General features: G+C 67.8%; 26 protein-coding genes. 11 read left to right on the top strand and 15 right to left on the bottom strand.

What is annotated here, in order from left to right:
* The first annotated feature begins 28 nt into the window (after nucleotides 1-28).
* On the top strand, nucleotides 29-541 hold the full coding sequence (locus KBY57_RS09940) for a J domain-containing protein (RefSeq protein WP_254995675.1): 513 nt from the start codon (nucleotides 29-31) through the stop codon (nucleotides 539-541).
* A complete protein-coding gene (locus tag KBY57_RS09935; protein WP_094561546.1) occupies nucleotides 538-804 on the top strand; it encodes a DUF3143 domain-containing protein in 267 nt (88 codons plus the stop codon). Before KBY57_RS09940 ends, KBY57_RS09935 begins: the two co-directional genes overlap by 4 nt.
* A gap of 70 nt (nucleotides 805-874) precedes the next feature.
* On the opposite strand, the gene KBY57_RS09930 is transcribed toward KBY57_RS09935, so the two are convergent.
* From KBY57_RS09930 to KBY57_RS09910, 5 genes are read right to left on the bottom strand one after another with little or no spacing between them, the layout of a single operon-like run.
* Nucleotides 875-1,030, bottom strand: coding sequence for a hypothetical protein (locus KBY57_RS09930; RefSeq protein ID WP_198953899.1), 156 nt, complete (start codon nucleotides 1,028-1,030; stop codon nucleotides 875-877).
* A gap of 44 nt (nucleotides 1,031-1,074) precedes the next feature.
* On the bottom strand, nucleotides 1,075-1,731 hold the full coding sequence (bioD, locus tag KBY57_RS09925) for a dethiobiotin synthase (RefSeq protein ID WP_254995674.1): 657 nt from the start codon (nucleotides 1,729-1,731) through the stop codon (nucleotides 1,075-1,077).
* Complete coding sequence (locus tag KBY57_RS09920) at nucleotides 1,728-2,519, bottom strand: methyltransferase domain-containing protein (RefSeq protein ID WP_254995672.1); 792 nt, start codon at nucleotides 2,517-2,519, stop codon at nucleotides 1,728-1,730. Before KBY57_RS09920 ends, bioD begins: the two co-directional genes overlap by 4 nt.
* Entirely contained in the window at nucleotides 2,516-3,199 is a 684-nt protein-coding gene (locus KBY57_RS09915; protein WP_254995671.1) for an alpha/beta hydrolase, read from the bottom strand. The genes KBY57_RS09920 and KBY57_RS09915 overlap by 4 nt, the downstream gene beginning before the upstream one ends.
* Nucleotides 3,190-4,308, bottom strand: coding sequence for an aminotransferase class I/II-fold pyridoxal phosphate-dependent enzyme (locus KBY57_RS09910; RefSeq protein ID WP_254995703.1), 1,119 nt, complete (start codon nucleotides 4,306-4,308; stop codon nucleotides 3,190-3,192). The genes KBY57_RS09915 and KBY57_RS09910 overlap by 10 nt, the downstream gene beginning before the upstream one ends.
* 299 nt (nucleotides 4,309-4,607) lie before the next feature.
* On the opposite strand from KBY57_RS09910, the gene KBY57_RS09905 reads away from it, so the two are divergent.
* The 4 genes from KBY57_RS09905 to KBY57_RS09890 all read left to right on the top strand — a co-directional run bounded on the left by KBY57_RS09905 (nucleotide 4,608) and on the right by KBY57_RS09890 (nucleotide 9,170).
* Nucleotides 4,608-5,252 carry a type II toxin-antitoxin system PemK/MazF family toxin gene (locus KBY57_RS09905; protein WP_254995670.1) on the top strand — a complete coding sequence of 215 codons (645 nt, stop codon included), beginning with the start codon at nucleotides 4,608-4,610 and terminating at the stop codon, nucleotides 5,250-5,252.
* A gap of 79 nt (nucleotides 5,253-5,331) precedes the next feature.
* Nucleotides 5,332-8,094: a DEAD/DEAH box helicase gene (locus tag KBY57_RS09900; RefSeq protein WP_254995669.1), complete on the top strand. Its 2,763-nt coding sequence runs from the start codon at nucleotides 5,332-5,334 to the stop codon at nucleotides 8,092-8,094.
* Nucleotides 8,095-8,116: 22 nt separating this feature from the next.
* On the top strand, nucleotides 8,117-8,551 hold the full coding sequence (locus tag KBY57_RS09895; protein WP_254995702.1) for a 23S rRNA (pseudouridine(1915)-N(3))-methyltransferase RlmH: 435 nt from the start codon (nucleotides 8,117-8,119) through the stop codon (nucleotides 8,549-8,551).
* 235 nt (nucleotides 8,552-8,786) lie between these two features.
* Nucleotides 8,787-9,170 carry a YbhB/YbcL family Raf kinase inhibitor-like protein gene (locus KBY57_RS09890; RefSeq protein ID WP_254995701.1) on the top strand — a complete coding sequence of 128 codons (384 nt, stop codon included), beginning with the start codon at nucleotides 8,787-8,789 and terminating at the stop codon, nucleotides 9,168-9,170.
* Nucleotides 9,171-9,204: 34 nt separating this feature from the next.
* On the opposite strand, the gene purB is transcribed toward KBY57_RS09890, so the two are convergent.
* Nucleotides 9,205-10,500, bottom strand: a complete 1,296-nt coding sequence (gene purB, locus KBY57_RS09885) for an adenylosuccinate lyase (RefSeq protein WP_254995668.1) — start codon at nucleotides 10,498-10,500, stop codon at nucleotides 9,205-9,207.
* A gap of 83 nt (nucleotides 10,501-10,583) precedes the next feature.
* Nucleotides 10,584-10,823, bottom strand: a complete 240-nt coding sequence (locus KBY57_RS09880) for a hypothetical protein (protein WP_254995667.1) — start codon at nucleotides 10,821-10,823, stop codon at nucleotides 10,584-10,586.
* A gap of 85 nt (nucleotides 10,824-10,908) precedes the next feature.
* On the opposite strand from KBY57_RS09880, the gene KBY57_RS09875 reads away from it, so the two are divergent.
* The gene (locus tag KBY57_RS09875; protein WP_254995666.1) at nucleotides 10,909-11,817 is read left to right on the top strand and encodes a TlyA family RNA methyltransferase; all 909 of its coding nucleotides are present in this window, start codon (nucleotides 10,909-10,911) and stop codon (nucleotides 11,815-11,817) included.
* A 26-nt stretch (nucleotides 11,818-11,843) separates the two neighbouring features.
* Here KBY57_RS09875 and KBY57_RS09870 read toward each other — a convergent pair whose 3' ends face one another.
* Complete coding sequence (locus KBY57_RS09870; RefSeq protein WP_094561365.1) at nucleotides 11,844-12,182, bottom strand: P-II family nitrogen regulator; 339 nt, start codon at nucleotides 12,180-12,182, stop codon at nucleotides 11,844-11,846.
* 215 nt (nucleotides 12,183-12,397) lie between these two features.
* Here KBY57_RS09870 and queF point away from each other — a divergent pair, with 215 nt between their 5' ends.
* Entirely contained in the window at nucleotides 12,398-12,823 is a 426-nt protein-coding gene (queF, locus tag KBY57_RS09865; protein ID WP_254995664.1) for a preQ(1) synthase, read from the top strand.
* Between the two features lie 9 nt (nucleotides 12,824-12,832).
* Here queF and KBY57_RS09860 read toward each other — a convergent pair whose 3' ends face one another.
* The 7 genes from KBY57_RS09860 to KBY57_RS09830 all read right to left on the bottom strand — a co-directional run bounded on the left by KBY57_RS09860 (nucleotide 12,833) and on the right by KBY57_RS09830 (nucleotide 20,949).
* On the bottom strand, nucleotides 12,833-14,143 hold the full coding sequence (locus KBY57_RS09860; RefSeq protein ID WP_254995663.1) for a cytochrome c biogenesis protein ResB: 1,311 nt from the start codon (nucleotides 14,141-14,143) through the stop codon (nucleotides 12,833-12,835).
* Nucleotides 14,140-14,916 (bottom strand): cytochrome c biogenesis protein CcdA, encoded by a 777-nt coding sequence (locus tag KBY57_RS09855; RefSeq protein WP_254995662.1) that lies wholly within the window; start codon nucleotides 14,914-14,916, stop codon nucleotides 14,140-14,142. Before KBY57_RS09855 ends, KBY57_RS09860 begins: the two co-directional genes overlap by 4 nt.
* A gap of 9 nt (nucleotides 14,917-14,925) precedes the next feature.
* Nucleotides 14,926-16,131 (bottom strand): FtsW/RodA/SpoVE family cell cycle protein, encoded by a 1,206-nt coding sequence (locus KBY57_RS09850; protein ID WP_409996438.1) that lies wholly within the window; start codon nucleotides 16,129-16,131, stop codon nucleotides 14,926-14,928.
* A 177-nt stretch (nucleotides 16,132-16,308) separates the two neighbouring features.
* Entirely contained in the window at nucleotides 16,309-16,509 is a 201-nt protein-coding gene (locus tag KBY57_RS09845) for a phycobilisome linker polypeptide (protein WP_094561360.1), read from the bottom strand.
* Between the two features lie 35 nt (nucleotides 16,510-16,544).
* Nucleotides 16,545-17,033, bottom strand: a complete 489-nt coding sequence (gene apcB / locus KBY57_RS09840) for an allophycocyanin subunit beta (RefSeq protein WP_094561359.1) — start codon at nucleotides 17,031-17,033, stop codon at nucleotides 16,545-16,547.
* 48 nt (nucleotides 17,034-17,081) lie between these two features.
* Nucleotides 17,082-17,567: an allophycocyanin gene (locus KBY57_RS09835; protein WP_254995660.1), complete on the bottom strand. Its 486-nt coding sequence runs from the start codon at nucleotides 17,565-17,567 to the stop codon at nucleotides 17,082-17,084.
* 370 nt (nucleotides 17,568-17,937) lie between these two features.
* Complete coding sequence (locus KBY57_RS09830) at nucleotides 17,938-20,949, bottom strand: phycobilisome rod-core linker polypeptide (RefSeq protein ID WP_254995699.1); 3,012 nt, start codon at nucleotides 20,947-20,949, stop codon at nucleotides 17,938-17,940.
* Between the two features lie 165 nt (nucleotides 20,950-21,114).
* Here KBY57_RS09830 and KBY57_RS09825 point away from each other — a divergent pair, with 165 nt between their 5' ends.
* From KBY57_RS09825 to atpB, 3 genes are all read left to right on the top strand, one after another.
* Nucleotides 21,115-22,326: a class I SAM-dependent methyltransferase gene (locus KBY57_RS09825; protein ID WP_254995659.1), complete on the top strand. Its 1,212-nt coding sequence runs from the start codon at nucleotides 21,115-21,117 to the stop codon at nucleotides 22,324-22,326.
* A gap of 112 nt (nucleotides 22,327-22,438) precedes the next feature.
* Nucleotides 22,439-22,897, top strand: a complete 459-nt coding sequence (locus tag KBY57_RS09820; RefSeq protein WP_254995657.1) for an ATP synthase — start codon at nucleotides 22,439-22,441, stop codon at nucleotides 22,895-22,897.
* Nucleotides 22,898-22,951: 54 nt separating this feature from the next.
* Nucleotides 22,952-23,671, top strand: a complete 720-nt coding sequence (atpB, locus tag KBY57_RS09815) for a F0F1 ATP synthase subunit A (RefSeq protein ID WP_094561356.1) — start codon at nucleotides 22,952-22,954, stop codon at nucleotides 23,669-23,671.
* The last annotated feature ends 46 nt before the right edge of the window (nucleotides 23,672-23,717 follow it).

Here is a 23,717-nt window from a genome sequence, read left to right as displayed (position 1 = left end):
TCCCGCTTCCCTCGCCGCTGCCGTCTCCTTGGCCAGCTCCTCTTCCAGCCCACCACCCAGCTCGCCATCCAGCTCCCGGCCCAGCCACTACGCGCTGCTGCAGGTGCCGGAGACGGCCTCCCGCCAGGAGCTGCGCCAGGCCTTCCGCGGGTTGAGCAAGCGGTATCACCCCGACACCACCATCTTGCCGGCAGCCGAAGCGGCCGCTGCCTTTCAGCGCCTGCAACAGGCCTATGCGGTGCTCAGCGATCCTGTTTTGCGCCAGCGTTACGACGCCCAGCTCCATCCCTCCCCAGCACCGCTGCCGCCATCCCCGCCGCCGCTGGCGGGTGATGTCCCTCGGCCGACCTCGGTGCGTCGGGATCTCTCCGGCGGGGAGTGGTTAGCCCTGCTGCTGCTGGGGTTTGCCCTGGTGCTGAGCCTGGTGCTTGGGGTGGGTGTGGCCTGGATGCGCGGCGCCGAGCTGGTGCAGTGGCCCAGTTGGTGGACGCAGGCGCAGGCCGCGAATGCCACCGGCTCCATGACAGGGTTGGTGCCATGACCGAGTTGCCCAGCCCCCAGACCCCGCTGTATCACCATCCCCTTCCGGCCCTGGAGCTCTGGCTGGAGCAGTTGGGTGCCCGGCGCCAGCGGGCCAACTCCTGCCTCTGGGACCTGCATCGTCCCGATTGGAGCGCCCTGGTGGAACTGGAGGTGGAGGAACTCAAAGTGAGCTGGCACCGCGACGGCGAAGTGTCGGTGCGCCACTTTCCCTATGGCCTGTCGCGGGCGGATGCCGAAGCGGTGATCCTGGCCGGTCCTTAGGGGTCCAGCGCTTTCTCTGATCCGTTCCGGGGGCAGGCCCACGCTCGGTGATAGAGGTCAGCGCCAGAGCTCAGCGGCAGATGTCACTGCGGCGCTCGCTGGCCGTGGACACGGGTCCGCAATTGACCCAGCGCACCAGCGAATCCTCCACGTCGGTGAACAGCACCAACACACCGCCGCACAACAGCACCAGCACGCCACTCACCAGCCAGTGTTGTTTGGTCATCGTTGTTGGATCATCCAGGTTGCGTGCTCATCGGTGTTGGGTCCTCACCGGTGGGCTGCTACTGCACTTCTGAAACTATCGCCCAGCCGTTGGATCTGCCATTGGCGGGCCAGTTCCACGGCTGTGAGGGGCTCCAGCGGCGGCAATTGGGCCAGCACGGGCGTCTGGGCCAGGGCGGTCAGCGTGCCGGGGTTGTCGGGGTGGAGCGGGCCGTTGAGCACCAGGCCCAGCAGCGGAATGCCGCGGCGGCGCAGGGCTTCCACCGATAGCAGGGTGTGGTTGAGGGTGCCCAGGCCGCTGCGGGCCACCAGCAGCACCGGCAGCCCCCAGGCGGCCAGCTGCTCGATCTGCAGCCAGTCGCGGCGCAGCGGCACCAGCAGCCCGCCAGCGGTCTCCACTACCAGTGGCCCGTCGACCGCTGGCAGGGCCAGTCGGGCCGGGTCGATCGTGATGCCCTCCTGCTCGGCGGCCCAATGGGGCGACACCGGCGTCCGCAGTCGGTAGGCCTCCGGCAGCAGCCGTTCGGCCGGTAGCTGCAGCAGGGCCTGCAGCCGACCGCTGTCGCCGCCCCCCTCGAGGCCGCTCTGCACGGGCTTCCAGTAGTGGGCTCCCAGGCCCTGCACCACCAGAGCACTCACCACCGTTTTGCCGACATCGGTGTCGGTGCCGCAGATCACCAGCTGGGGGTGGCGGTGGTTCATGGGCTGGGGGCTGGGTTGGGGCGTTGGCCTAGCAGCAGCAACACCTCCCAGCTGACGTGGCCGTCGCTGGGCCAGCAGTCGAGCAGCCGGCGCAGTTGGGCTGAGCTCAGGCGGCCCGAGCGGCTGGTGCCTGCTCCGAGGGTTTTCAGCTGCTGCAGGAAGCCCAGGCCGCTGCCGTAGCCGCGGCTGAACGGCAGGCGGCGGCAGTGGTGCAGGCGCAGCCCCCCTTGGGCGGTGGCGGCCAGTAGCGCTTCGGCATCGGGCAGATCCAGGGCCGTGCAGGGCACGCCGGCAGCGGCGGCGGCGCGGTGCCACTGGGGGAAGCTGCCGCTGGTGGGCACAGCCACTGCCAGCCAGCCGCCCGGCCGCAACTGGCCGCACCAGTGCCGCAGTTGGCGGGCGGGATCGTCGAGCCACTGCAGGGCAAAGCTGGAGGTGAGCAGGGAGGCGTGCTGCAGCTGCTCGGGCAGGGGCCGGTTGAGGTCCCACACCAGGTGGTTGCTGGGGGCAGCCAGGGGGTTGTGGGCTAGCAGCGCGGGGCAGAGATCCAGCTGCAGCAGGGGTTGGTGGTCGCCCTGGTGGCGCAGGGCCTGCCCCACCAGCCCACTGCCGGCGCCCAGGTCGGCCCGCGGACCGTCGGGCAGGGGCAGCGCTCGGCAGAGGTGGGCCAGGCGCCAGGCCACCCCCTGCTGCAGCCGGGCCTGCTGGGTGTAGTGGTGGGCCTGCCGCGCGAAGCGGGCGCTCACCTGGTGGCTGAAGGCTGGGCTGGGGGCGGCAGCTGGGCTCATGCCAGGGCCTCGATCCAGCTGCACACCAGGGGCATCAACGCCGGGCTCAGCAGGCAGTGCCCCACCCCGGCCAGGCTGAGCCGGTCGGCGGCGGGCAGGGCGTCGCGCAGCAGCGCGCGCGCCTCGGGCACCACGATCTGGTCGGCGCCCCCCTCCACGATCAACACCCGGGCATGGGCCGGAAACGCCGGGGGCAGGCCGGCGGTGGCGGCCAGCAGGGCCAGGTCTTGCGCCAACCGTTGCCGACCGGCTTCGCTCAGGGGGGCCGCGGTGATGCCAGGCGGCAGCAGGCTGGCGGATTGGGGGGCTGCCGCCCGCTCCAGAAAGCTCTCCAGCATGGCGCCGGCCCGGGCGGAGGCCAGCTGCTCGGCCATGGCCGCCACCGCGGTGCGCAGTCGGCGTCCGCTGGGGCCCTCTGGCACGAAGCGGCCGAAGCTGGCCAGCAGCACCACCGCGTCGGCTTGCTCCAGCACGGCGGGCGGCACCAGATGGGGGCCGAGCGAGTGGGCGATCAGCACCCGCGGCCCAGCTCCCTGCTGCCAGGCCACAGCTTTGGGGGGCTGCTGTCCGTAGCCCCGTTCGCCGCACTGCCAGCCCCAGCTGCGCTGCTGCCAGGCGGCCTGGAACGGTTCCCAGCCCTGGGCATCGCCGGCCCAGCCGTGCATGGCGATCACCTGCATGGTGGGTCTCCCAGGGCGGCCAGCAACCGCCCCAATGTGCCGGCTGGCAAGTCGTGACGCAGCACCAACCGCAGGCGCGCCGTGCCCTCCGGCACGGTGGGCGGGCGGATCGCCACGCTCAACAGTCCGGCGGCCTCCAGCCGGTGTTGCAGGGCCAGGGCGGCGTGGTCGTCGCCCACCAGCAGCGGCAGGATCGGCCCCACCCCGGCGGGACGGGGCCAGCCCGCGGCCTCCAGGGCGGTGCGCCAGCGCTCGGCTCGTTGCAGCAGCGCCGGGCCATGGGGCTCGGCCTGGATCTGGTGCAGGGCGGCCAGGGCGCCGGCGGCCAGGGGCGGAGCCAGGGCGGTGGTGTAGCGGAAGGGTCCGCTGAACTGCAGCAGCCACTCCATCACCAGGGTGTCGCCAGCCAGAAACGCCCCGCCGCTGCCGAAGGCTTTGCCGAAGGTGCCGCTGATCAGGGCGATCTCCGGCTGGCCCCCTTCCCCATTGAGGCCATAGCCCAGCCCCCGTCCGCCGGGGCCCAGCACCCCGAGGGCATGGGCTTCATCGAGCAGCAGCGCGGCGCCGTGGCCAGCGCACAGGGCCGCCAGGGCGGTCACATCCGGGCTGGTGCCCTCCATCGAGAACAGGCTTTCGCTCAGCACCAGCAGCCGTTGGCTGGGACGCTCCTGCCTGGCGGTCTGGAGCCGCCGGTGCAGATCGGCCAGGTCGTTGTGGCTAAAGCGCTGCAGCCCGGCGCCGCTGGCCCGCACCCCGCTGAGCAGGGACTGGTGAATGTGTCGATCGGCCAGCACCAGGCTGTGGCGATCCGCGAAGGCGGCCACCGCTGCCAGGTTGGCCTGGAAGCCACTGGGAAACAGCAGCACCCGCTCGCGGCCGAGCCAGCGCGCCAGGGCTGTTTCCAATGCGGCATGCACCGGCCGGCTGCCGCACACCAGCCTTGAGGCGCCGGCGCCCACGCCCTCCCCCGCGGCGGCGGCCTGGGCCGCGGCCACCAGGGCGGGGTGGCGGCTCAGGCTGAGGTAGTCGTTGCTGGCCAGATCGAGCAGGGGGGCTGCGGCGCTGGTTCGGAAGGCAGCGGCGGCCTCAGCGGGCTCAAGGCAGCGCAGGGCGCGCCGGCGCTGCTCGGGAAGGCCCGCGAGTTGGCGCTGCAGCTCCTGCCGCCAGTGGGCGGCCGGGGCGCTGCTCCCTGATGAGCTCGATCCCAATGACCCGACCGCAGTGGCCAAACGCTAGATCGCGCCTGGGACAGGGCGGGCACTAACGGCTTGAACGTGCCCACAGCTCTGTTCGTGCCCGTGCTGTGGCGCTCCGCGGCCGCCGGGCAGATCTTCTCCAAGGTCTTTTCAATGTGTTGAACGTTCTGTTTCACAAACGCAAATCGCCTCCAACAACCCCCAGATCCCCCGTGCGTGCAGCCCTCTCCCTTCCGAAGTCCCTCTCCGCCGGCCGGCACCTGGGGGTGCGGCTGGATCCTGAGCTGGAGGCGAGTCTGCAGCTGGTGGCGGCTCAGACCGGTTCCAGCGTCAGCGCCTGCGTGCGCCGTGCCTTGCGGCTGTATCTGCGTCCGTTTCGCGATGGCGAGGAGTGTCGCCGTCAGTCGCGCCTGGTGGCGCGCTGGGAGGCCTGTGATGCGCAGCTGGCTCGGGCTGCCCCGCTGGAGCGATTGGACCCCATGACGGCCCCTAAGACCCAACCCCAACGGCAGCCTGTGATCCCCTTGCGCCGTGGGGCGGTGGTGCAGCTGGGTAATCCTGCGGCGAGTGGTGATCCGCAGCGGCGGCTGGCCGTGGTGGTGCAGGCCGATCGCTGGCTGGGCGACCATCCGAGCCTCACCTGCTGTCCGCTCACCACCCGGATGCTGGAGGCCCCGCTGCTGCGCTTGTTCCTGGAGCCCTCGGCGGTCAATGGCCTGCCGCGGCCAGCCCAGCTGATGGTGGACAAGCTGTTCACGGCATCGCGGCTCCAGGTGCGCGCGCTGCTGGGGCTGTTGCAGGGGGAGGAGATGGCCCGGCTGGAACGGGCGCTGCGCCAGTGGCTGGAGTTGGCCTGAGCCGGATCACCCCCGTGCCGGCCACCGGTGCGCAGCGCGCAAGGCTGCGGCCCTCAGCCGGGGCCCATAGGATCACTTCATGCCCCAGTCTGCGCCGGTGTCTGCAGCCCTCGATCCGGCGGCAATTTTTCCCTTTCCGCTCGACGACTTCCAGTTGGAGGCGATCGATGCCCTCAACCAGGGCCACTCGGTGGTGGTGAGCGCTCCGACGGGTTCGGGCAAGACGCTGGTGGGCGAATACGCCATCTACCGCGCCCTGGCCCACGGCCAGAAGGTGTTTTACACCACGCCGTTGAAGGCGCTCTCCAACCAGAAGCTGCGCGATTTCCGCGCGCAGTTTGGCGCCGACAAGGTGGGCTTGCTCACCGGCGACCTCAGCCTCAACCGTGAGGCCCAGGTGGTGGTGATGACCACCGAGATCTTCCGCAACATGCTCTATGCGGAAGTGGATGGGGGAGACGATCCGCTCGAGGGCGTGGAGGCGGTGGTGCTCGATGAGTGCCACTACATGAACGACTCCCAGCGGGGCACCGTCTGGGAGGAATCGATCATTCACTGCCCGCCGCCGGTGCAGCTGGTGGCCCTCTCGGCCACGGTGGCCAATGCCGGCCAGCTCACCGATTGGATCGAGCGGGTGCACGGCCCCACCCGCCTGGTGTTCAGCGACCACCGGCCGGTGCCGCTCGCGTTCAGCTTCTGCAGTGCCAAGGGCCTGCACCCCCTGCTCAACGAGGAGGGCACCGGGCTCCATCCCAACTGCAAGGTGTGGCGGGCCCCCAAGGGCAGCCACCGCAAGGGCCCGAAAACGCCCAAGCCGCCCCAGCCCGAGGCGCCGCCGCTTGGCTTTGTGGTGGCCCAGATGGCCGAGCGCGAGATGCTGCCCGCCATCTATTTCATCTTCAGCCGCCGCGGCTGCGACAAGGGGGTCAAGGAGCTGGGTAAGGCCAATCTGGTGACCCCGGCGGAGCAGGCACGCATCAAGGCCCGGCTCGACGTCTTTGTGGCGGCCACCCCCGAGGCGGTGCGGGAGGGCGGCCACGCCGAGGCGCTGCTGCGGGGCATCGCCGCCCACCACGCCGGCGTGCTGCCGGCGTGGAAGGAATTGATCGAGGAGCTGTTCCAGCAGGGCTTGATCAAGGTGGTGTTCGCCACCGAAACCCTGGCCGCCGGCATTAACATGCCGGCCCGCACCACGGTGATCTCGGCGCTGTCCAAGCGCACCGAGCGGGGCCACCGGGCACTGATGGGCAGTGAATTCCTGCAGATGGCCGGCCGGGCTGGCCGCAGGGGGCTCGATTCCCAGGGCTACGTGGTGACGGTGCAGAGCCGCTTCGAGGGGGTGCGGGAGGCGGGCCAGCTGGCCACGGCGCCTGCTGATCCGCTGGTGAGCCAGTTCACCCCCAGCTACGGCATGGTGCTCAACCTGCTGCAGCGCTACGACCTGGCCAAGGCCAAGGAGCTGGTGGAGCGCAGCTTCGGCCGCTATTTGGCCACTTTGGATCTGGCCGAAGACGAAGCCCGGATCGCCCAGCTGATGCAGCAGCTGGAAGGCCTGGAAGATGGCTCGGGCGAGGTGCCCTGGGACGACTTCGAGGACTACGAGAAACAGCGGGGGCACCTGCGCGAGGAGCGCCGCATCCTGCGGATCCTGCAGCAGCAGGCCGAGGAAACCCTCGCCCATGAGCTCACCCTGGCCCTGCAGTTCGCTAGCGAAGGCACCCTGGTGAGCCTTAAGGCCCCCCAGCTGCGCGGCCGGGTGACGCCGGCGGTCATCGTCGAGAAGGTCAAGGGGCCGGGCCAGTTCCCCCTGCTGCTCTGCCTCACCGACGACAACGTGTGGCTGCTGCTGCCCTGCGGCGCCGTGGTGGCCCTGCATGCTGAGCTCAGCTGCCTGCAGGTGGGTCAGGTGGAGGCGCCCGAGCTGCGCCATGCCGGCGAGTTGCGCCACGGCGACCAGGCCAGCGGCGGCCTGGCCCTGGCGGTGGCTCACATGGCCAGCCGCCACGACATGGTCACCCCCCAGTACGACCTGGCGGGCGAGGTGCAGGCCCACGCCCAGCTGGTGCACGACCTGGAGGAGCAGCTGGAGCTGCATCCGGCCCACCGTTGGGGTGACCGCCGCCAGCTCAAGAAGCATCGCCGGCGCATGGAGGAGCTGCAGCTGGAGATCGACGAGCGCCAGCGGCTGCTGCACTTCCGCTCCAACCGCCACTGGGACACCTTCCTGGCCCTGATCGAGGTGCTGCGCTTCTTCGGGGCCCTGGCGGGGGCCGATGGGCTCGAGCCCACCGAGGTGGGCCGCACCGTGGCGGCCCTGCGCGGCGACAACGAGCTGTGGCTGGGGCTGGCCTTGATGAGTGGCCACCTCGATGAGCTCGATCCGCCCCAGCTGGCGGCGGTGTTTGAGGCGATCTCTACCGAGGTCAACCGGCCCGATCTCTGGTGCGGCTTCCCGCCGCCACCAGCTGCCGAGGAGGCCCTGCACGATCTGCGCGGCCTGCGCCGGGAGCTGGAGCGCCAGCAGGAGCGCGCCAAGGTGACCTTCCCGCTGTGGTGGGAGCCCGAGCTCACCGGCCTGGTGCACGCCTGGGCTAAGGGGGCCAGCTGGAGCGATGTGATCGCCAACACCTCCCTCGACGAAGGCGATGTGGTGCGGATCCTGCGCCGCACGGTGGACCTGCTGGCCCAGGTGCCCTACTGCGAAGCGATCAGCGAGCAGCTGCGCACCAAAGCCCGCGCCGCCCTGAAGGCGATCAACCGCTTCCCGGTGTGCGAGATCGAGGACTTACTGGCCAGCGGCAATGGCCAGTTGGATCCGGCCACCGAACGCCCCCAGCCCTGAGGTTGCTGGGCACGAATCCATGATCAACCCCGCCCGCATCCGCATCATCGCCGTCGGCAAGGTGCGCAAGGGCTGGGTGCAGGAGGGGGTCGCTCTCTACCGCAAGCGCCTGCCAGGACTGGTGATCACGGAGCTCAAGGACTCCACGATGGCGAAGGAAGCTGAGGCGATCACGGCGGCCCTCCAAGCCGATGAACGGCTGGTGGTGCTCACCGAAGAGGGCCGCAGCGTCGATTCGCTCAGCTTCGCCGAGCAGCTGCGCGATTCAGGCTCGGATCGCCTCGCCTTCGTGATCGGCGGCGCCGATGGGCTGGAGCCCTGGCTCAAGGCCAGAGCCAGCTGGCGCCTCAGCCTCTCGCCGATGACATTCCCCCACGAGCTGGCCCGCCTGCTGCTGCTGGAGCAGCTCTATCGCGCCACGTCCATCCTCCAGGGTGGCCCTTATCACAAGGCTTAGTTGCGCCGCTCTGTCGTGATCGTCAGGCTGCGGATGCGTGGCGACCCTGCGGCGATCCCAGGGAGAAGGCGCGGCAACGGTTCGGGATTGGCTGGCACGGGCTCAGGCTGTGGAGGCCGAGACCGAACGATGTCGAGCAGCAATGGCTCCTTCCAGCTCATCTCTCCAGGGTTTGCCGATGGGGGCAGGCTTCCTTCGATCCACTGTGCCGATGGCCTGAACCTCTCCCCCGCCGCTGCGCTGGCACGGAGCACCGAGCTCCACCGTCAGCTTTGCGCTGGTTCTGGAGGATCCCGATGCGCCAGGGGGCACCTGGGTGCAGTGGGTGCTGTTCAACCTCCCGGCGGAGCACCAGGGCCTTCCGGCCGGCCTGGATCGGGCACCCCAGCTTCCCAGCGGCGCCTGCCACGGTGCCTGTTGGGGCGTCGCCGACTTCCATCGCATCGGCTACCAGGGGCCGGAGCCGCCACTGGGGCAGACCCATCGCTACATCTTCAGCCTGTTTGCTCTCGACACCAGCCTGGATCTGGAGCCTGGCATCACGGTGGCGCAGCTCCAGCAGGCCATGGACGGCCATCAGCTGGCCACGGCCCAGCTCACGGGGCTCTACAGCCGCTAGTGCTGCGCCGTTATGGCGCACAGCGCCGAGACGCTCAAACCCCCAGCCGCTCCCAGATCACGCCCAGGTTCTCCTGGTGCAGGTCGGTGGAGAAGCAGTCGGCCAGCTGCTCGGGGCTGAGGCGGCTGGTCACCTCACCGTCGGCCTCGAGGTTGGCGCGGAAGTTGCCCCCCTCGTTGTTCCAGGCGGTGTGGGCGTTGCGCTGCACGATCCGGTAGGCGTCTTCGCGGTTGATGCCGCTCTCCACCAAGGCCAGCAGCACCCGCTGGCTGAACACCACGCCGCCATACACATTCATGTTGCGGGCCATGTTCTCGGGGTAGACCCCCAGACCCTTCACCACGTCGGTCATCTCCCGCAGCATGAAGTGGAGCGTCGCCGAGCAGTCAGGCAGCATCATGCGCTCCACGGAGCTGTGGCTGATGTCGCGTTCGTGCCAGAGGGCGCAGTTTTCCAGGGCCGCCACCACGTAGCTGCGCAGCACCCGCGCCAGGCCGCTGATGCGCTCGCTGCGGATCGGGTTGCGCTTGTGGGGCATGGCCGAGCTGCCCTTCTGTCCCTTGGCGAAGTTCTCTTCCACCTCGAGCACATCGGTGCGCTGCAGGTTGCGGATCTCGGTGGAGAAGCGCTCCAGGGCGGCGCCCACTAGGGCGAGCGTTTGCACGTATTCAGCGTGGCGATCCCTGGAGATCACCTGGGTGCTGGCCGTATCCGGCTCGAGGCCGAGCTTGGCGCAGGCGATTGCCTCCACCTGGGGGTCGGTGTTGGCGTAGGTGCCCATGGCACCGCTGATCTGGCCCACGCTCACCACCCGCTCCAGGCGCTCAAGGCGCTCCTGGTTGCGCTCCACCTCCGCCAGCCAGCCCGCCACCTTGAAGCCGAAGGTGATCGGCTCGCCGTGGATGGCGTGGGAGCGGCCGATCATCACCGTGCCCTTGTGGGCGCGGGCTAAAGCCCTGAGGGCGTCTGCGAGAGCGTCAAGCTCGGTGCGCAGCAGCTGCACCGAGGCCTTCAGTTGCAGTGCCAGGCCCGTGTCGAGCACATCGGAGCTGGTCATGCCCACGTGGATGTGGCGCCCGGCGTCACCCACGTGCTCGTTCACGTTGGTGAGAAAGGCGATCACGTCGTGGCGCACCTCGGCTTCGATCTCGAGGATGCGCTCCACGCTGAAGCTGGCCTTCTCCTTGATCGTGGCCACGGCCTCGGCGGGCACCCGACCCAGCTCGCAGTTGGCTTCGGTGGCGGCGATCTCCACATCCAGCCAGCTCTGGAACTTGGCTTCCTCGCTCCAGAGGTTGCCCATTTCGGGCAGGGTGTAACGCTCGATCAAGGCCGCGTTTGGCTCACGTCCAGACCAATGTATGGGTGCGTCCCCTGGGGACTGGTTAGGCCGCGGTTCTCAGGCCACCGCAGTCAGGCTGCCGCAGTCAGGCGCCGGTGCTCCACTTCCCAGTGCACCTGATGTCCCCAGGCCTGCTGGCGCACCCAGCAGCGGCCACCGCGGCAATGAATGAGTTGAAAGGGAGGTAAATCGGGCGGTTGGTTGCGCAGTTTGACGAAGCTGCCGGGGAAGAGCAGCTCCACCACGTTGTTGGCTGGTCTGGCGCGGCGGATCAGGGTGGCCATCGGTGCCGCCTCGAAGTTGGAGGCCATCCTCCGCTGGGTTTTGAGGCGCAGGCCGGCTTGCTTGGAATGTGTTTCGTTTGCGTTGTGGTTTGATCACAAAAGCGCGAGTGCCATGGCCCGCAAACAACGCCTGGATCTGGAGCTGGTGGCCCGCGGCTTGGCCGCCAGCCGTCAGCAGGCCCAGCAGCTGATTCGGGCCGGGAGGGTGCGGCTGGGCGATCGTGTGCTCGACAAGCCGGGCACGGAGGTGCTGCCGGAGGCGGAGCTGCTGGTGCAGCAGCCGCCCCGCTTCGTCTCCCGCGGCGGCGAGAAGCTGCTCGAGGCGCTGGCGTGCTTTCCGCTGGAGGTGGAGGGCCGCGTTTGCCTCGATGGCGGCATTTCCACCGGTGGCTTCAGCGACTGCCTGCTCCAGCACGGGGCCGCGCGCGTCTATGGCATTGATGTGGGCTACGGCCAAACCGCCTGGAGCCTGCGCAGCGATCCCCGGGTGGTGCTGCGCGAGCGCACCAACCTGCGCCACCTCAGCCCCGCAGACCTCTACGACCCGGAGGACCCTTTGCCCGACCTGGCGGTGGCCGATGTGTCGTTCATCTCCCTGGCCCTGGTGTTGCCGGCCCTGCTGGGATTGCTGCAGAGCGAGGTCCCTGTGGATCTGGTGCTGCTGGTCAAGCCCCAGTTCGAGGTGGGCAAGAGCCGAGTCGGTAAGGGCGGGGTCGTGCGCGATCCCGACGCCCACTGCGATGCGATTTCGGGGGTGATTGCGGCGGCCGGGGCGTTGGGGCTTGCGGCTTGCGGCCTGGTGGCGTCGCCGATCACTGGGCCGGCCGGCAACCACGAATACCTGTTGTGGTTACGGCGTTTGGGCGTTGTTCAACACGATGTTGCACAAACTGCAGAACTCGAACAGGCAAACCCCGAACAGGCAACCCCCGCTCCGCCAGCCACGGCGACCGTGGGCCCTGCTCAGATCAAAGCCCTGGTGGCCAGCACGCTGACCGCCAGGGCTCGAGGGGATGGCTGAACGGCGCTGGTGCCGACAAGCTCAGCTCAGATGGCGCCGCTGTCGCGGTCGCCGGTGCGGATGCGGATCACCGAGTCGATCGTGCTGACGAAGATCTTGCCGTCGCCGATTTCGCCGGTACGAGCCGCGTCCTGAACCGCTGAAACCACGGTGTCGACTTTGTCGTCGTCGACGACGATCTCCAGTTTCAGCTTCTGCAGGAACTCCACGGTGAATTCCGAGCCGCGGTAGCGCTCCACCTGGCCCTTCTGACGGCCAAATCCGCGCACCTCGCTCACGGTCATGCCCACGATCCCCGCGTTCACCAGCGCGATCTTGACGTCCTCGAGCTTGAAGGGACGAATGATGGCCTCAACTTTTTTCATGGGAACAGCTCGGGCTGAATAGAAGTCTCTCAGGAAATCCCTGCCGGTGGGAGGGAATGGCCCTATTAGGCCCGAGCTTTGCGGGGGTCGTCGTAGCGATTGTTACCGGCGGGGCGCTGGCATTGGGGGGCGGGGCGGGGCGCCGGCGTGGGTTCCAGGCACTTTCTAGGATTGCCATTCACGCTCTGCCGCTGGCCGGGCCGTTTCCCCTTTCCATGTCCTTCAGCTCCGCAGCTCCCGCCAGCTCTGATCGCACCCAAACGCCGCTCTACGGCGAGCGGGCCATCGCCGAGGCGGAGCTGATCTGCTTCGACAATCCCCGGCCCGGACGGCCTTACGAGATTTCGATCGAGCTGCCCGAGTTCACCTGCAAGTGCCCGTTTTCGGGCTACCCCGACTTCGCCGTGCTGCGCCTGCTGTACCAGCCCGGCCCCCGGGTGGTGGAGCTCAAGGCGATCAAGCTCTACGTGAACAGCTACCGCGACCGCTCCATCTCCCATGAGGAGGTGGCCAACCGCATTCTCGACGACCTGGTGGCCGCCACTGATCCCCAGTGGATGCAGCTGGAGGCCGACTTCCATCCCCGCGGCAATGTGCACACCGTGGTGCGGGTCAGCCACGGCACGCGGCTGCCCTGCTGACGGGCCACCTCAGAGCTGGCTCAGGAGCTGGGGTAGTTCGGCGGCAAAGCCGGTGAGGTTGCGGTTGCACAGCCCGGCCACGTGCAACTGGCCCTGCTGGCCGGGTTGCTCCTCGGCGATCGCCCAGAGCTGACGGGTGGCCAGCAGGCTGAGGCCTCCACCGGCCAGGGCGATGGCAAAGCCGGCATACACCAGGGGCACGCCCGGATCCCGCTTCAGCAGGATGCCGCTGGCGGGCAGCACGCTCTCCACCCGGATCGGCAGACCCTTCACCTCCACGGGCTCACCACCGGGGGCGATCTGGCTGAGCAAGCTGCCATCGGCGCCGTACACATCCACCGGCCCCTGCTCGCTGCTCAGGCTGAGCAGCACCGGCTCGCTGCCATCGGGCCGGGTTGGCAGCACCAGCCCCCACACCTGCTCGCCCAGCTGGGGAAAGCTCTGCAGCGGCAGTTGCAGCAGCGGACTCTTGCCCAGTTGCACCGTGATCGCCGCCAGGGCCCAGTCGGCCTGATAGAGGGTCACCCCCTCGAAGCGCAGCGGATGGTTGACGCTGATTTGCGCCTGCTTCAGCAGGCTGCCTTCGCTGCCATCGCCCTCGAGGATGCGCAGCTGGGATGTGAACTGCTCCGGTCGGCCGGCGGGATCCCGTTGGATGGCAAAGCGGTCGAGGGCCAGGGTGAGACGGCTGCTGCCGCGGCTGTCCATCAGCTCGAGGCTGCGGCCGGGAGCCAGGTATTGCTCGGCTCGCTGACCGCCCACGGCCCCCCAGGCGGCACCCAGCATCAACACCACCATGCCGGCATGCACGAGCATGGGGCCCACCCGGCCCAGCACCCCCTTGCGGGCCGCCAGGCGCCCGTCCTGAAGCTGGATCTGCCAACCCTGACGCTGCAGCAATTGGGCCAGGGTGTCCAGGCTGGAGTTGGGGTTTGGGGTGGCCAGGGTTTCGGCCACGCTCAATTTGCTGAGCTGGCGCGGGGAGCGGTAGTCGATCCAGCGCAGGGCGGCCTGCAGGGCGGGCCACTGGCGCCGCCAACTGCAGAGCAGCAGTGACAGGGCCAGCCAGGCCAGCAGCCCCAGAAACCAGCCGCTGGAATAGACATGGTCGAGCTGCAGCGCCATCACCCCATCGCCGCCCAGCAGGCCCAGCCAGGGTTGGGGGTCGTAAAGCCGGTGATAAAACTCGGCGGTTTCCTGCTGCGGGATGGCCGTGCCAACTCCGCTGGCGACGGCAATCACCAGCAGCAGCACAATCGCCAGGCGCAGATCGGAGATCCAGCCCAGCACCCGGGTGAAGCCTCTGATGGAGCTGGTCATCGCCAGTTGGCCACCAGGGTGAGGGCACCGGTGGTGACCAGCACCACGCCACTGATCGGCGGCACCCATTGACCCACCCGGCGCAGGCTGAGCAGATGCGGCAAGCTGGCGGCCGCGGTGCCCGCCAGCAGCAACGGCACCACCTGGCCCGCCCCGAAGCTGGTCAGCAGCAGCATCCCCACCAGGGGTTTGCCGTTTTGGGCCATCCAGGCCAGCAGCACCGCCAACACCGGCGTGGTGCAGGGGGTGGCCGCTAGCCCGAAGGCCAGGCCCGCAGCCATCGGCGCCAGTGGCGCCGGCACGCGGCGACGCCACACCTCCGGATCAGGGCCGGCGGGCAGGGGCACCTTCAGCAGCCCCAGCAGGTTGAGCCCCATCAGCAGGGCCAGCACCGCCACCACAGTGGGAATGAGGCCGGGAATCTGGCCGTAGATGCGACCCAGCAGCCCACTCACCAAGCCCAGCAGCACCAGGGCCGCCACAATCCCGCCGGCAAAGCTGAGGCTGCGCAGCCAGGGGGTTTGGCGCGGCAGCGCATCCTGGCTGGCTGATGCGCCAGTGTTCATTGCGCCACTGGCCGTTGCGCTGCTGAAGCCGGCCAGGTAGGCCAGGGTGACTGGCAACAGCGACAGCGAGCAGGGGCCCAGGCTGGTGAGCAGCCCGCCCGCAAACACCACAGCCACGGTGCCGGGTGAGGGGCTGGCCAGGGATTGCTGCAGCAGCGCCTCGCTGGTGCGGGCCCAGTCGGCCAGTTGGGGCCCAAGGCTGATCATGGGCTCAGCCTATCGGGCGGCTGCGGTGCGCCGGCGGCGAGGGGTGGGGGCGAGGCCGCCGGCTTCCAAGGAGCAGCGGATCAGCAGGCCGCACACCAGCAGGCTGGCCATCAGCGAGTTGCCGCCGTAGCTGATCAGCGGTAAGGGCAGGCCGGTGGTTGGCATGGCGCCACTGGCCACGGCGATGTTGAGGATCGACTGGCCCACCAGCAGGGTGGTGCAGCCGATGGCGATCAGGCGTTGCTGGTTGCTGCGGCAACTCAGGGCTACCCGCAGGCCCACAAAACCAAACAGCAGCAGAAACAGCAGCAGCACCGCCGATCCCACAAAGCCAAATTCCTCGGCAAACACGGCGAAGATGAAATCAGTGCTCTGAATAGGCAGGTACTGCAGTTTCTGGGTGGATAGGCCAAAACCCTCCCCCAGAACGCCGCCAGAGCCGATGGCCATCAGGCTCTGCACCAACTGGTAGCCGTCGCCCTGGGCATCGCGCCAGGGATCGAGAAACGACACCACCCGCAGGCGCTGGTACTCGTTCACCAGGATGCTGGCACTGCCCAGGAGACCCCCGGCTCCGGCGGCCCCCAGCAGCAGGGGTAGGGAGAGGCCGCTGGCCAGCGCCATCAGCCAGAGCAGCAGGCCGGAAAGGGCGGCGGTGCTGAGGTTGGGCTGCTTGAGGATCAGCAAAATCAGCGCCCCGAACACCCCAAGCCACAGCAGCTTCTGATCGCCGCCGATGCGCTTCCAGTGGGCAAACAGAGCCGCCCCCTGCAGCACCAGGAAGGGCTTCACCAATTCCGACGGTTGCAGCTGGACTGGACCGACCACCAGCCAGCGGCTCGCTCCATTGACGGTGCTGCCGACCACCAGGGTGGCTGCAATCATCACGATGCCAACCCAGAGCCCCAGGGGGGCGAGGTGCAGCCAGCGCCGCAGGCTGGTGCGCAGGCCGAGCCAGAGCAGGCCCCAGCTGGCCACCATCCAGATGAGCTGGCGCTTGAGATAGAAGGCTCCATCGCCCATTTCCCGTTCCGCCACCCACCAGCTCGCTGAGGTGAGCACCAGCAATCCGATCACGCTCCAGAGCGCCACCATGCCCAGCAGCAGCCGCGCTTCTGCGGGCCACTGGTCCCAGGGCAGGGGCAACAGGCCTCCACCGCTGCTGCGGCTGAGGGAGGAGTCGCTGCTGGTGGTGTGGGGTGCGGTTCGGGCCAAGGCAAGGAGTAAGGAGTGCCGGAGCGGCACCATCCTGAGGCCCTATTGAGCCGTGTTTGGGTGGTGGTTGTCGAGCCCTGCGAGCCAATCAGTGCCCACCAAGTGCCCACTAAAAAAGCCCAGCGAATGCCGGGCATGTGGGAGTTGTGTGGCCAGACCGGCGAAGCTTGCCGGAACTCAGTTGCCGACGTTTTGTTGGCGACGGCCAGTGGCCAGTTCCACCTTGAGGATCTTGCCTCCCTGCTTCATGATTCGCTGTTGCTCAGCGAACCAGCTGTCATAGGGCACCCATTTGGTGAAATAGGTGTTCTGCAGCTCTCGCTGGGTGCGGCTTTTCTCCGGGCAGGGGATGCAGGCCGTGATCTTGAACAGACGCATGGTGGTGATCCTCGGGGTGTGCCGCTGGCAGGGGATCAGTTGCCCAGGCCGGAGCAGATGTAGTCGAAATACACTCCCATTTCACGGCCAGCATCCGGACCCACGAGGGCAGCCGTGGTTTCCTTCATGGCCTGGATCGACTGCACGGTGGCGCCGATGGGCACGCCCAGGGAGTTGTAGGTCTCCTTGAGGCCGTTGAGTACGCGCTCGTCGAGGATCGAGGTGTCACCCGCCAGCATGGCGTAGGTGGCATAGCGGAGGTAGTAGTCGAGGTCGCGGATGCAGGCCGCATAGCGACGGGTGGTGTACATGTTGCCGCCGGGACGGGTGATGTCCGAATACAGCAGCGACTTGGCCACGGCCTCTTTGATGATGGCTGAACCGTTGGCGCTGATGGTGGCAGCAGCCCGAACCCGCAGCTCACCGCTGGCGAAGTACTGCTCCAGGCGGCCCATGGCCGAACCGTCGAGGTATAGGCCCTGGACGTCGGCCTGGTTGATGACGTTGGTGATGGCGTCTTGCATGAATCCTGCTGAGTGCGAAGAGGCGGAGTGCGGAGAGGCAGTGTTGCTTTAGGAGAGGGCGCCGACGACGTAGTCGAAGTAGAAGCCAGCCTCTTCGGCGTCAGAGCCGGTGAGCAGGCCCATGGCGGTGTTCTTCATTTCCCGCACGGACTCAGCCATGGCGTCCAGGGGAGTGCCGAGGGAGCGATACATCTCCTTGGCGCCGATGATGCCGATCTCTTCGATGGGCGTCACGTCACCGGCGATGATCCCGTAGGTCACCAGGCGCAGGTAGTAGTCCATGTCGCGAAGGCACGAAGCGGTCATCTCCTCGCCGTAGGCGTTGCCGCCAGGGGAGATGACGTCGGGACGCCGCTGGAACAGGGCTCCGCCTGCGGTTTTCACGATGCGCTCGCGGCTCTCGCTAAGAACCTGAGCCACGCGAAGACGACGTTGACCAGCGCCCACGAAGGACTTGATCTGGTCGAGTTCGCCAGGGCTGAGGTAGCGGGCTTCGGCGTCCGCGTTGATGATCGAGTTGGAGACGATGCTCATGCAGTTCTGCCTCGAAACAAGCGGCCGCCTTGACGGAGACCGATATCCGGTGGGTAAGGGAATGATCGACTCGCGCCGATCGCCGAATCATTCTGCGCCAAGCCCCTGCGCCGCCCTTGGCAGCGGTAACAGTTCTTCACGGCGCTTCTGATTCGGAGATCCCTTGGGCCGCAATGCTTTTGGTCGATGTTGTTCATAGCAACCGACCGCAGCAATTGTTCATTGTTCAGTCGCCCTGATTGGGACACTTGTTTCACGGTGTGAATCAAAAGTTGTAGCAATTGATGTTTCTGAACATGAAAAAACCCCCCGAAGCAAATTCGGGAGGTGGGAGGTTTCATCGTGGCCCCGTTGGGCCCTGCCGATCGATTCAGATGGGGGCTTTCGGCCGAGGGGTGAGGCCGGCGTTGCCCCCATACAGCTCTGCGGTGCGGTTCACCGTGCTGAGGGGGATGCCATCGGCGGTTGCCAGTCCGCGCAGATAGGGAACGGTGTCCTGGCCAAAGGCTTGGCCATATTCTTCACTGCTGAGCAGGGCATCGATGGCCGCCTGTTGGCCGCGGCTGGCGCGGGTGGCCAGGAATGCACTCACTTCCTGGGGCTGGGCGGCCCGTCCGAGCAGGGCGAGGTAGGCGGCTGACGCGGCCCGAAGCGGCGCCATGCGGTTGAGGCGTTGCTGGAAGAGGTCGCTGCCAGCGATCTGGGTGACCAGTTCGGCCACGGTGAGCTGCTGGTTCCGGAATTGAGATTCCGCATCGCCCAGCCGCTCGGCGGCGAAGGGAACCCGGTTGAGCAGCTGCTTGTAGACGCTCTCCAAGGCCTCCTGAACTTGGGTTTCGTTGCTGGTGCGGCCCACCTGCACGGGCCTGCCAACGCTCTGGCGACGGCTGAAGCCAGGTTGAATCGCCTTGGCCATTGCGGCGCCAGGTTGGCTGGCGAGTCCGCTGGTCTGGCCGCTGCCCACGGAGGCCCGCCAGTTGCCGCTGATCGGGGTCCGCGTGCTGGGGGTGGTGGATGGGCTGCCGCCGGGCGTTGAGGTCCAGAAACCTGTTGTGGTGGCTGGGGCTTGGTTCCAGCGCCGGGTCGGCGCTGGTGCTTGGCGGATGCTGCCGGGGCCCTTGGGAATGGCCGTTGCCGGGGCTGCCATCGTTTCCCCACCGGCGATCTGGGCGCTCCATCCACCCATCACCACGCGGGGGCGATCGGCCAGGTTGCGCGACACCGTGTCAGTGGTGGTGCGCAGGGTCTGGGGAGAGGCCACATCAGGGCGTTTGCCCGGGGTGATGTCGGCATAGGCCGCCGCATTGAAGGGCCGGTTGAGGGCTGGCACCTGGCGCGCATTGCGATCGCCGGCGGTGATGAACCGCTCATAAGGAACGGTGTCCTCGCCGAAGCAATCGTTGTATTCCCGGCTGTTCAGCATCTTGTCGACGACGCCGTAGAAGCCCGAGCGGGCGGCCGTGTCGAAGTAGGCGTCGATTTCCCAACGCCCGAAGCTGGGGCGGCCCAGGATGCGGCGGTGCATCACCTCGATCGCTTTGGTGATGTAGAGGCCACTCCAGTAGCGGCGCCGGAAGGCGGTGGAGCGGGCCACCTGACGCACGAATTCGCGCAGGCTGATGTCGCCGTTTTCGAGCTTGATTTCCTCGACTTTGTTGCGTTCACCGGCATAGCCAGCGGTGCCGAGGATCTGCACGTACACCGCGTTGATCACCGCCTGGGTGCTGGCCTCGGTGCCGCGCACGCTGGGCTGACCGCCGCGGCGGGGCACGGAACTGCCGCCGGTGGCGATCTGCTGCAGCCGCACCACCTTCGGGCCCACGCGGCGAGGCATGGCCTTGCGGAACTGGACGCTGTCCATCTGGCCCGGCTGGGCCAAGCCGTTGCCGATCAGGATCCGACGGCTGTCGTAGCCGTAGGGCGCTGGGCGGGTGGCCACCGAAGCGGTGCCCGAGGGGAAAATGGCGCCGTAGTTGAGGGCCAGCGGGTCATTGCCGCCGCCGTAGACGTGCTGGTCGGGGAAGGGCTGGCGGTAGGAGGCGTAGAGGGTGACGTACTGGGGGGCACCTTCAAACGGTGCGCTGAAGCGGAACAGCTTGCGGTTGGAGCCCCAGCCGGCGCTTTCCTGGGCTTCTTCACCCAGATCCCGCAGGTAGGGCACGGTTTCCTCCCCGAACACCCGGGCGTACTCCATGGTGTTGATCAGGGCATCCACGAGGCCGTTGAGCCCCTGGGCGCTGACGATGTCGAAGTAGCGGGTGAACTCCTCGCGGGAGCTGATGCCCCGGCCGAGGAAGTGGCGGAAGGCCAGCTCGACGGCCCGGCTGTTGGAGAAGCGGCCGAAGAACTGCGTGCGGTACTCCTTGCTGTGGCCGAGGGCGCGGATGAACTCGCGCATCGACAGCTGGCCCTGGCGCACCTGGGTGGCCTCCACCGGGCAGGGCATCTGGCTGTAGGCCTTGGCGATGTCGCGCTCAAACACCTGGCGATAGGCGGCGCGGATCACCTCGGCTTTTTGGGCGCCACTGAGGCGCGGCCGCATGATGAAGCGCTGCTTGCCATCGGCCGCGAGGGCGTAGGTGGCCGGCAGCTGCAGGCCCTGATTCTCAGGGCTGCCGAGGCGCTGGCGGGTGGAGGGGGTGGGCACCTCCAGCTCGGCGATCAGCACATTGAAGTACTGAATCACCAGCTGGCGGGCCTGGGGATTGTCCTTGCAGAGGCCGGCGGCGGCGGCGCGCATCTCCTGCAGCGCCACATTGGTGGCGGCCAGGGAGCAGGCTTTCTCGAGCACGTCGCGCAGGCCGCGGGTGTTGACGGCCAGGATGCTGGGATCGCCAGCCACCAGGGCATAGCCCACGTAGCGCAGGAACCAGGCCATGTCGCGCAGCGATTTGCGCATCCGCTCGGTGCCGTAGCGGCCCACCGCGATCGGGCTGAAGCCGGTGGGCAGCACCACGCGCACGTCGGCATCGCCGCCGGCTCCCTCGAGCAGACGGGTGATCAGGTTGCCGCCGGAGCTGTCGGTGCCCTGGGCGAAGGTTTGCACCGAGCGCTGGAAGGCGGCCTGGTCGGCGGCGAGGGGCGTTTCATTGCCGCTGGCTTTAGCGGAAATGCTTAGGGGCGCATCCAGATAGGAGAGCGGCGTGCCGCCGGCAAAGATCCGGTTGGCCGCCTTGGCCACGATGAAGTCGGCATTTTCCGAGATCCGGCGCGCGGCCTCCAGCCGCTGCTGACCGCTCTGGAAGAAGGCCACCAAAGTGTCGAGTTCCCCGCCGTCGGGGAAGCGGTCCTGTTGCTCCGCCTGACGGACGCTGGAGAGCGGCAGGGTGTCGTAGCGCTGGGGGGAAACCCTGGTGCTGCCGCTGCTGGCGGTCACGGTCATTGACGAGAGCGAACCGGGCTGGGCCACGTTACGGCTGGCCCTCTGGGCCATCGCCAGGGCATGAACAAATGTTTGCAGCCGGTTCTTTGCAGCCGCTTCAGTCGCCGGGTTGTCGCGGGGGCACCGGCCCGTGAAAAGCTCGGCCGGTTGCCACTCAATCGTCCCGTGCCTGCCCCCGTGCCCGCCAGTGATGCCGCCACGCCGGTGGTGAGCGCCTTCTACGACCGCTTCCCCTATCCAGGCGATCCCCTCCAGGACGGCCCTCCGCCTGGATACAACTGGCGTTGGTGCGTTGACAGCGCCTGGGCCGCTGCCTTCGGTGCCCTTCCGTCCCGCTCCAGCAGCGGCCCGCGCAGCTGGCGGATCCTCGATGCCGGCTGCGGCACCGGCGTCAGCACCGACTACCTCTGCCATCTGAATCCCGGTTCCTCGGTGCTGGCGGTGGACATCAGTCCGGGCGCTCTTGAGGTGGCGAGCGAGCGCACCCGCCGCTCCGGTGCCGCAGCCCAGGTTCGCGAGCTGCGCATCGAGCAGCGCAGCCTGCTCGACCTGGCTGGGGAGGGTCCGTTCGACTACATCAATTCGGTGGGGGTGTTGCACCATCTGCGCCAGCCGGAAGCCGGCCTGCGGGCCTTGGCGGGGCTGCTGCGGCCCGGTGGCCTGCTCCATCTGTTTCTCTACGCCGACGGTGGTCGCTGGGAAATTCACCGCACCCAGCGCGCCCTGGCGCTGCTGGGGGCAGGAACAGGCGATGAAGGCCTCCGCCTGGGCCGGCAACTGCTGGCGGAGCTGCCCAGAACCAACCGGCTGCGGCGCTACCACGAGCAGCGCTGGGCCCTCGACACGACGGCCGATGCCAACTTCGCCGACATGTACCTCCACCCCCAGGAGACCAGTTACAACCTGGACCGCCTGATGGCCTTCGTGGCTGCAGCGGGTCTCGAGTTCGTCGGGTTCTCCAACCCGGAGGTGTGGGATCCGGCGCGGCTGCTGCAGGGGGACCTGCTGGAGCGGGCCCAGGCCCTCAGCCTTCGCGAACAGTGGACTCTGGTCGAGGAGCTTGACCCCGACATCAGTCACTTCGAGTTTTTCCTGAGCCAGGGTGCGGTCTGCCTCCCGGACTGGGGTGCCGATGCTGCCCTCCTGGCCGCCCGTGCTGAGGTCAACCGCTGCCTCTGGGGCTGGCCATCGACCAGTCTGATGGGCCCCGATCTGATGCCACTGAGCCTCAGCGCGGAGGCCTTCAGCCTGATGCGGGCCCTGGAGGCCGCCCCTGACCTGGCGATCGGCGAGATCGCCTTCGATGGCTCCCTCTCGCAGCGGCTTGCCGTGGCCCGCCAGTTGCTGGCGCAGCGCGTGTTGTTGCCAGTGCTCTGACCCACACGTGATAGATTCCGCGCGCCTTTTCAGGGGTTGAACGCGGTTGTCAGTTTCCCTCCCCTGCTCCTCCGTTCCCGACTCCGGGAGTGCCGCTCTGCCGGCCTCTTCCGTGAGCGTGGACCTGGAGCAGATGGTGGACGCCACCGCTACATCAATCCCTGTGGTGGTGGCACCTGTGGCGCACGATTGTGCCTCGGCCGACCCCAGCACCAGCGCTGATCCCAGCAATGGAATGGGCGATTACTTCCGGCTCCAACGGCGGTTGTTGCTGGCCACCCTGCTGCTCTCTGCAGCGGCCGTGGTCGTCACCGCCCTCGTCGGTTCCCTTGCCACGGCCTTCAGCCTGTTGGTGGGTGCCCTGGCTGGATTGCTCTACCTGTGGCTGTTGAGCCGCAGTGTCACCCGGCTGGGGGAAAACTCCCGCCGCCTGAGCAGGGCCCAGCTGCTCGTGCCGGTCGCTCTGGTGCTCGTCTCCACCAGGGTTCCCCAGCTCTCCACCCTGCCGGCCCTGTTGGGCTTCCTGCTCTACAAACCGGCGGTGATTCTTCAGGCCGTCTTCGACACCTGATCCCCACACCGTTCCGTCGCTCCGGCGACCCCGAACTCCCCTTCGCTGGCTCCGATGCCTCTTCTTCTCCCCTTTGCTGAACTGGAGGTTGGTCAACACCTCTACTGGCAACTCGGCAACCTCAAGATCCATGGCCAGGTCTTCCTGAGCTCGTGGGTTGTGATCGGTGCCCTTTTGGCCCTGGTGGTGGTCGGCACCCGCAAGTTGGAGCGTGATCCCCGCGGCACCCAGAATCTGCTCGAGTTCGTGTGGGATTACATCCGCGACCTCTCGCGCGAGCAGATCGGTGAGAAGGCCTACCGCGACTGGATGCCCTTCATCGGCACCCTGTTTCTGTTCATCTTCGTGAGCAACTGGGGCGGAGCCTTGGTGCCCTGGAAGCTGATCCACCTGCCCAGCGGCGAGCTCGGTGCTCCCACCGCCGACATCAACACCACGATTGCGTTGGCGCTGCTCGTGTCGCTGGCTTATTTCTATGCCGGCTTGAGCCGCAAGGGTCTGCGTTACTTCGAGTACTACGTGGAACCCACCCCGATCATGTTGCCGTTCAAGATCGTCGAGGATTTCACCAAGCCCCTGTCCCTCTCCTTCCGTCTCTTCGGCAACATCCTGGCCGACGAGTTGGTGGTGGCGGTGCTGGCGTTCCTGGTGCCCCTGATCGTGCCCCTGCCGGCCATGTTCCTGGGACTGTTCACCAGTGCCATTCAGGCCCTGATCTTCGCCACCCTTGCCGCCTACTACATCGGTGAGGCGGTGCACGAGGAGCATCACTAGGTGCGTTCACTCGGCAGGGTTGCTCCGGCGCTCTGCTAGATCTCCC

The organism is Cyanobium sp. Aljojuca 7D2, assembly GCF_024346415.1.
Lineage (GTDB): Bacteria > Cyanobacteriota > Cyanobacteriia > PCC-6307 > Cyanobiaceae > Cyanobium_A.
The sequence above is the reverse complement of the archived record's forward strand: the minus strand, read 5'-3'. Positions and strand labels throughout refer to the sequence as shown.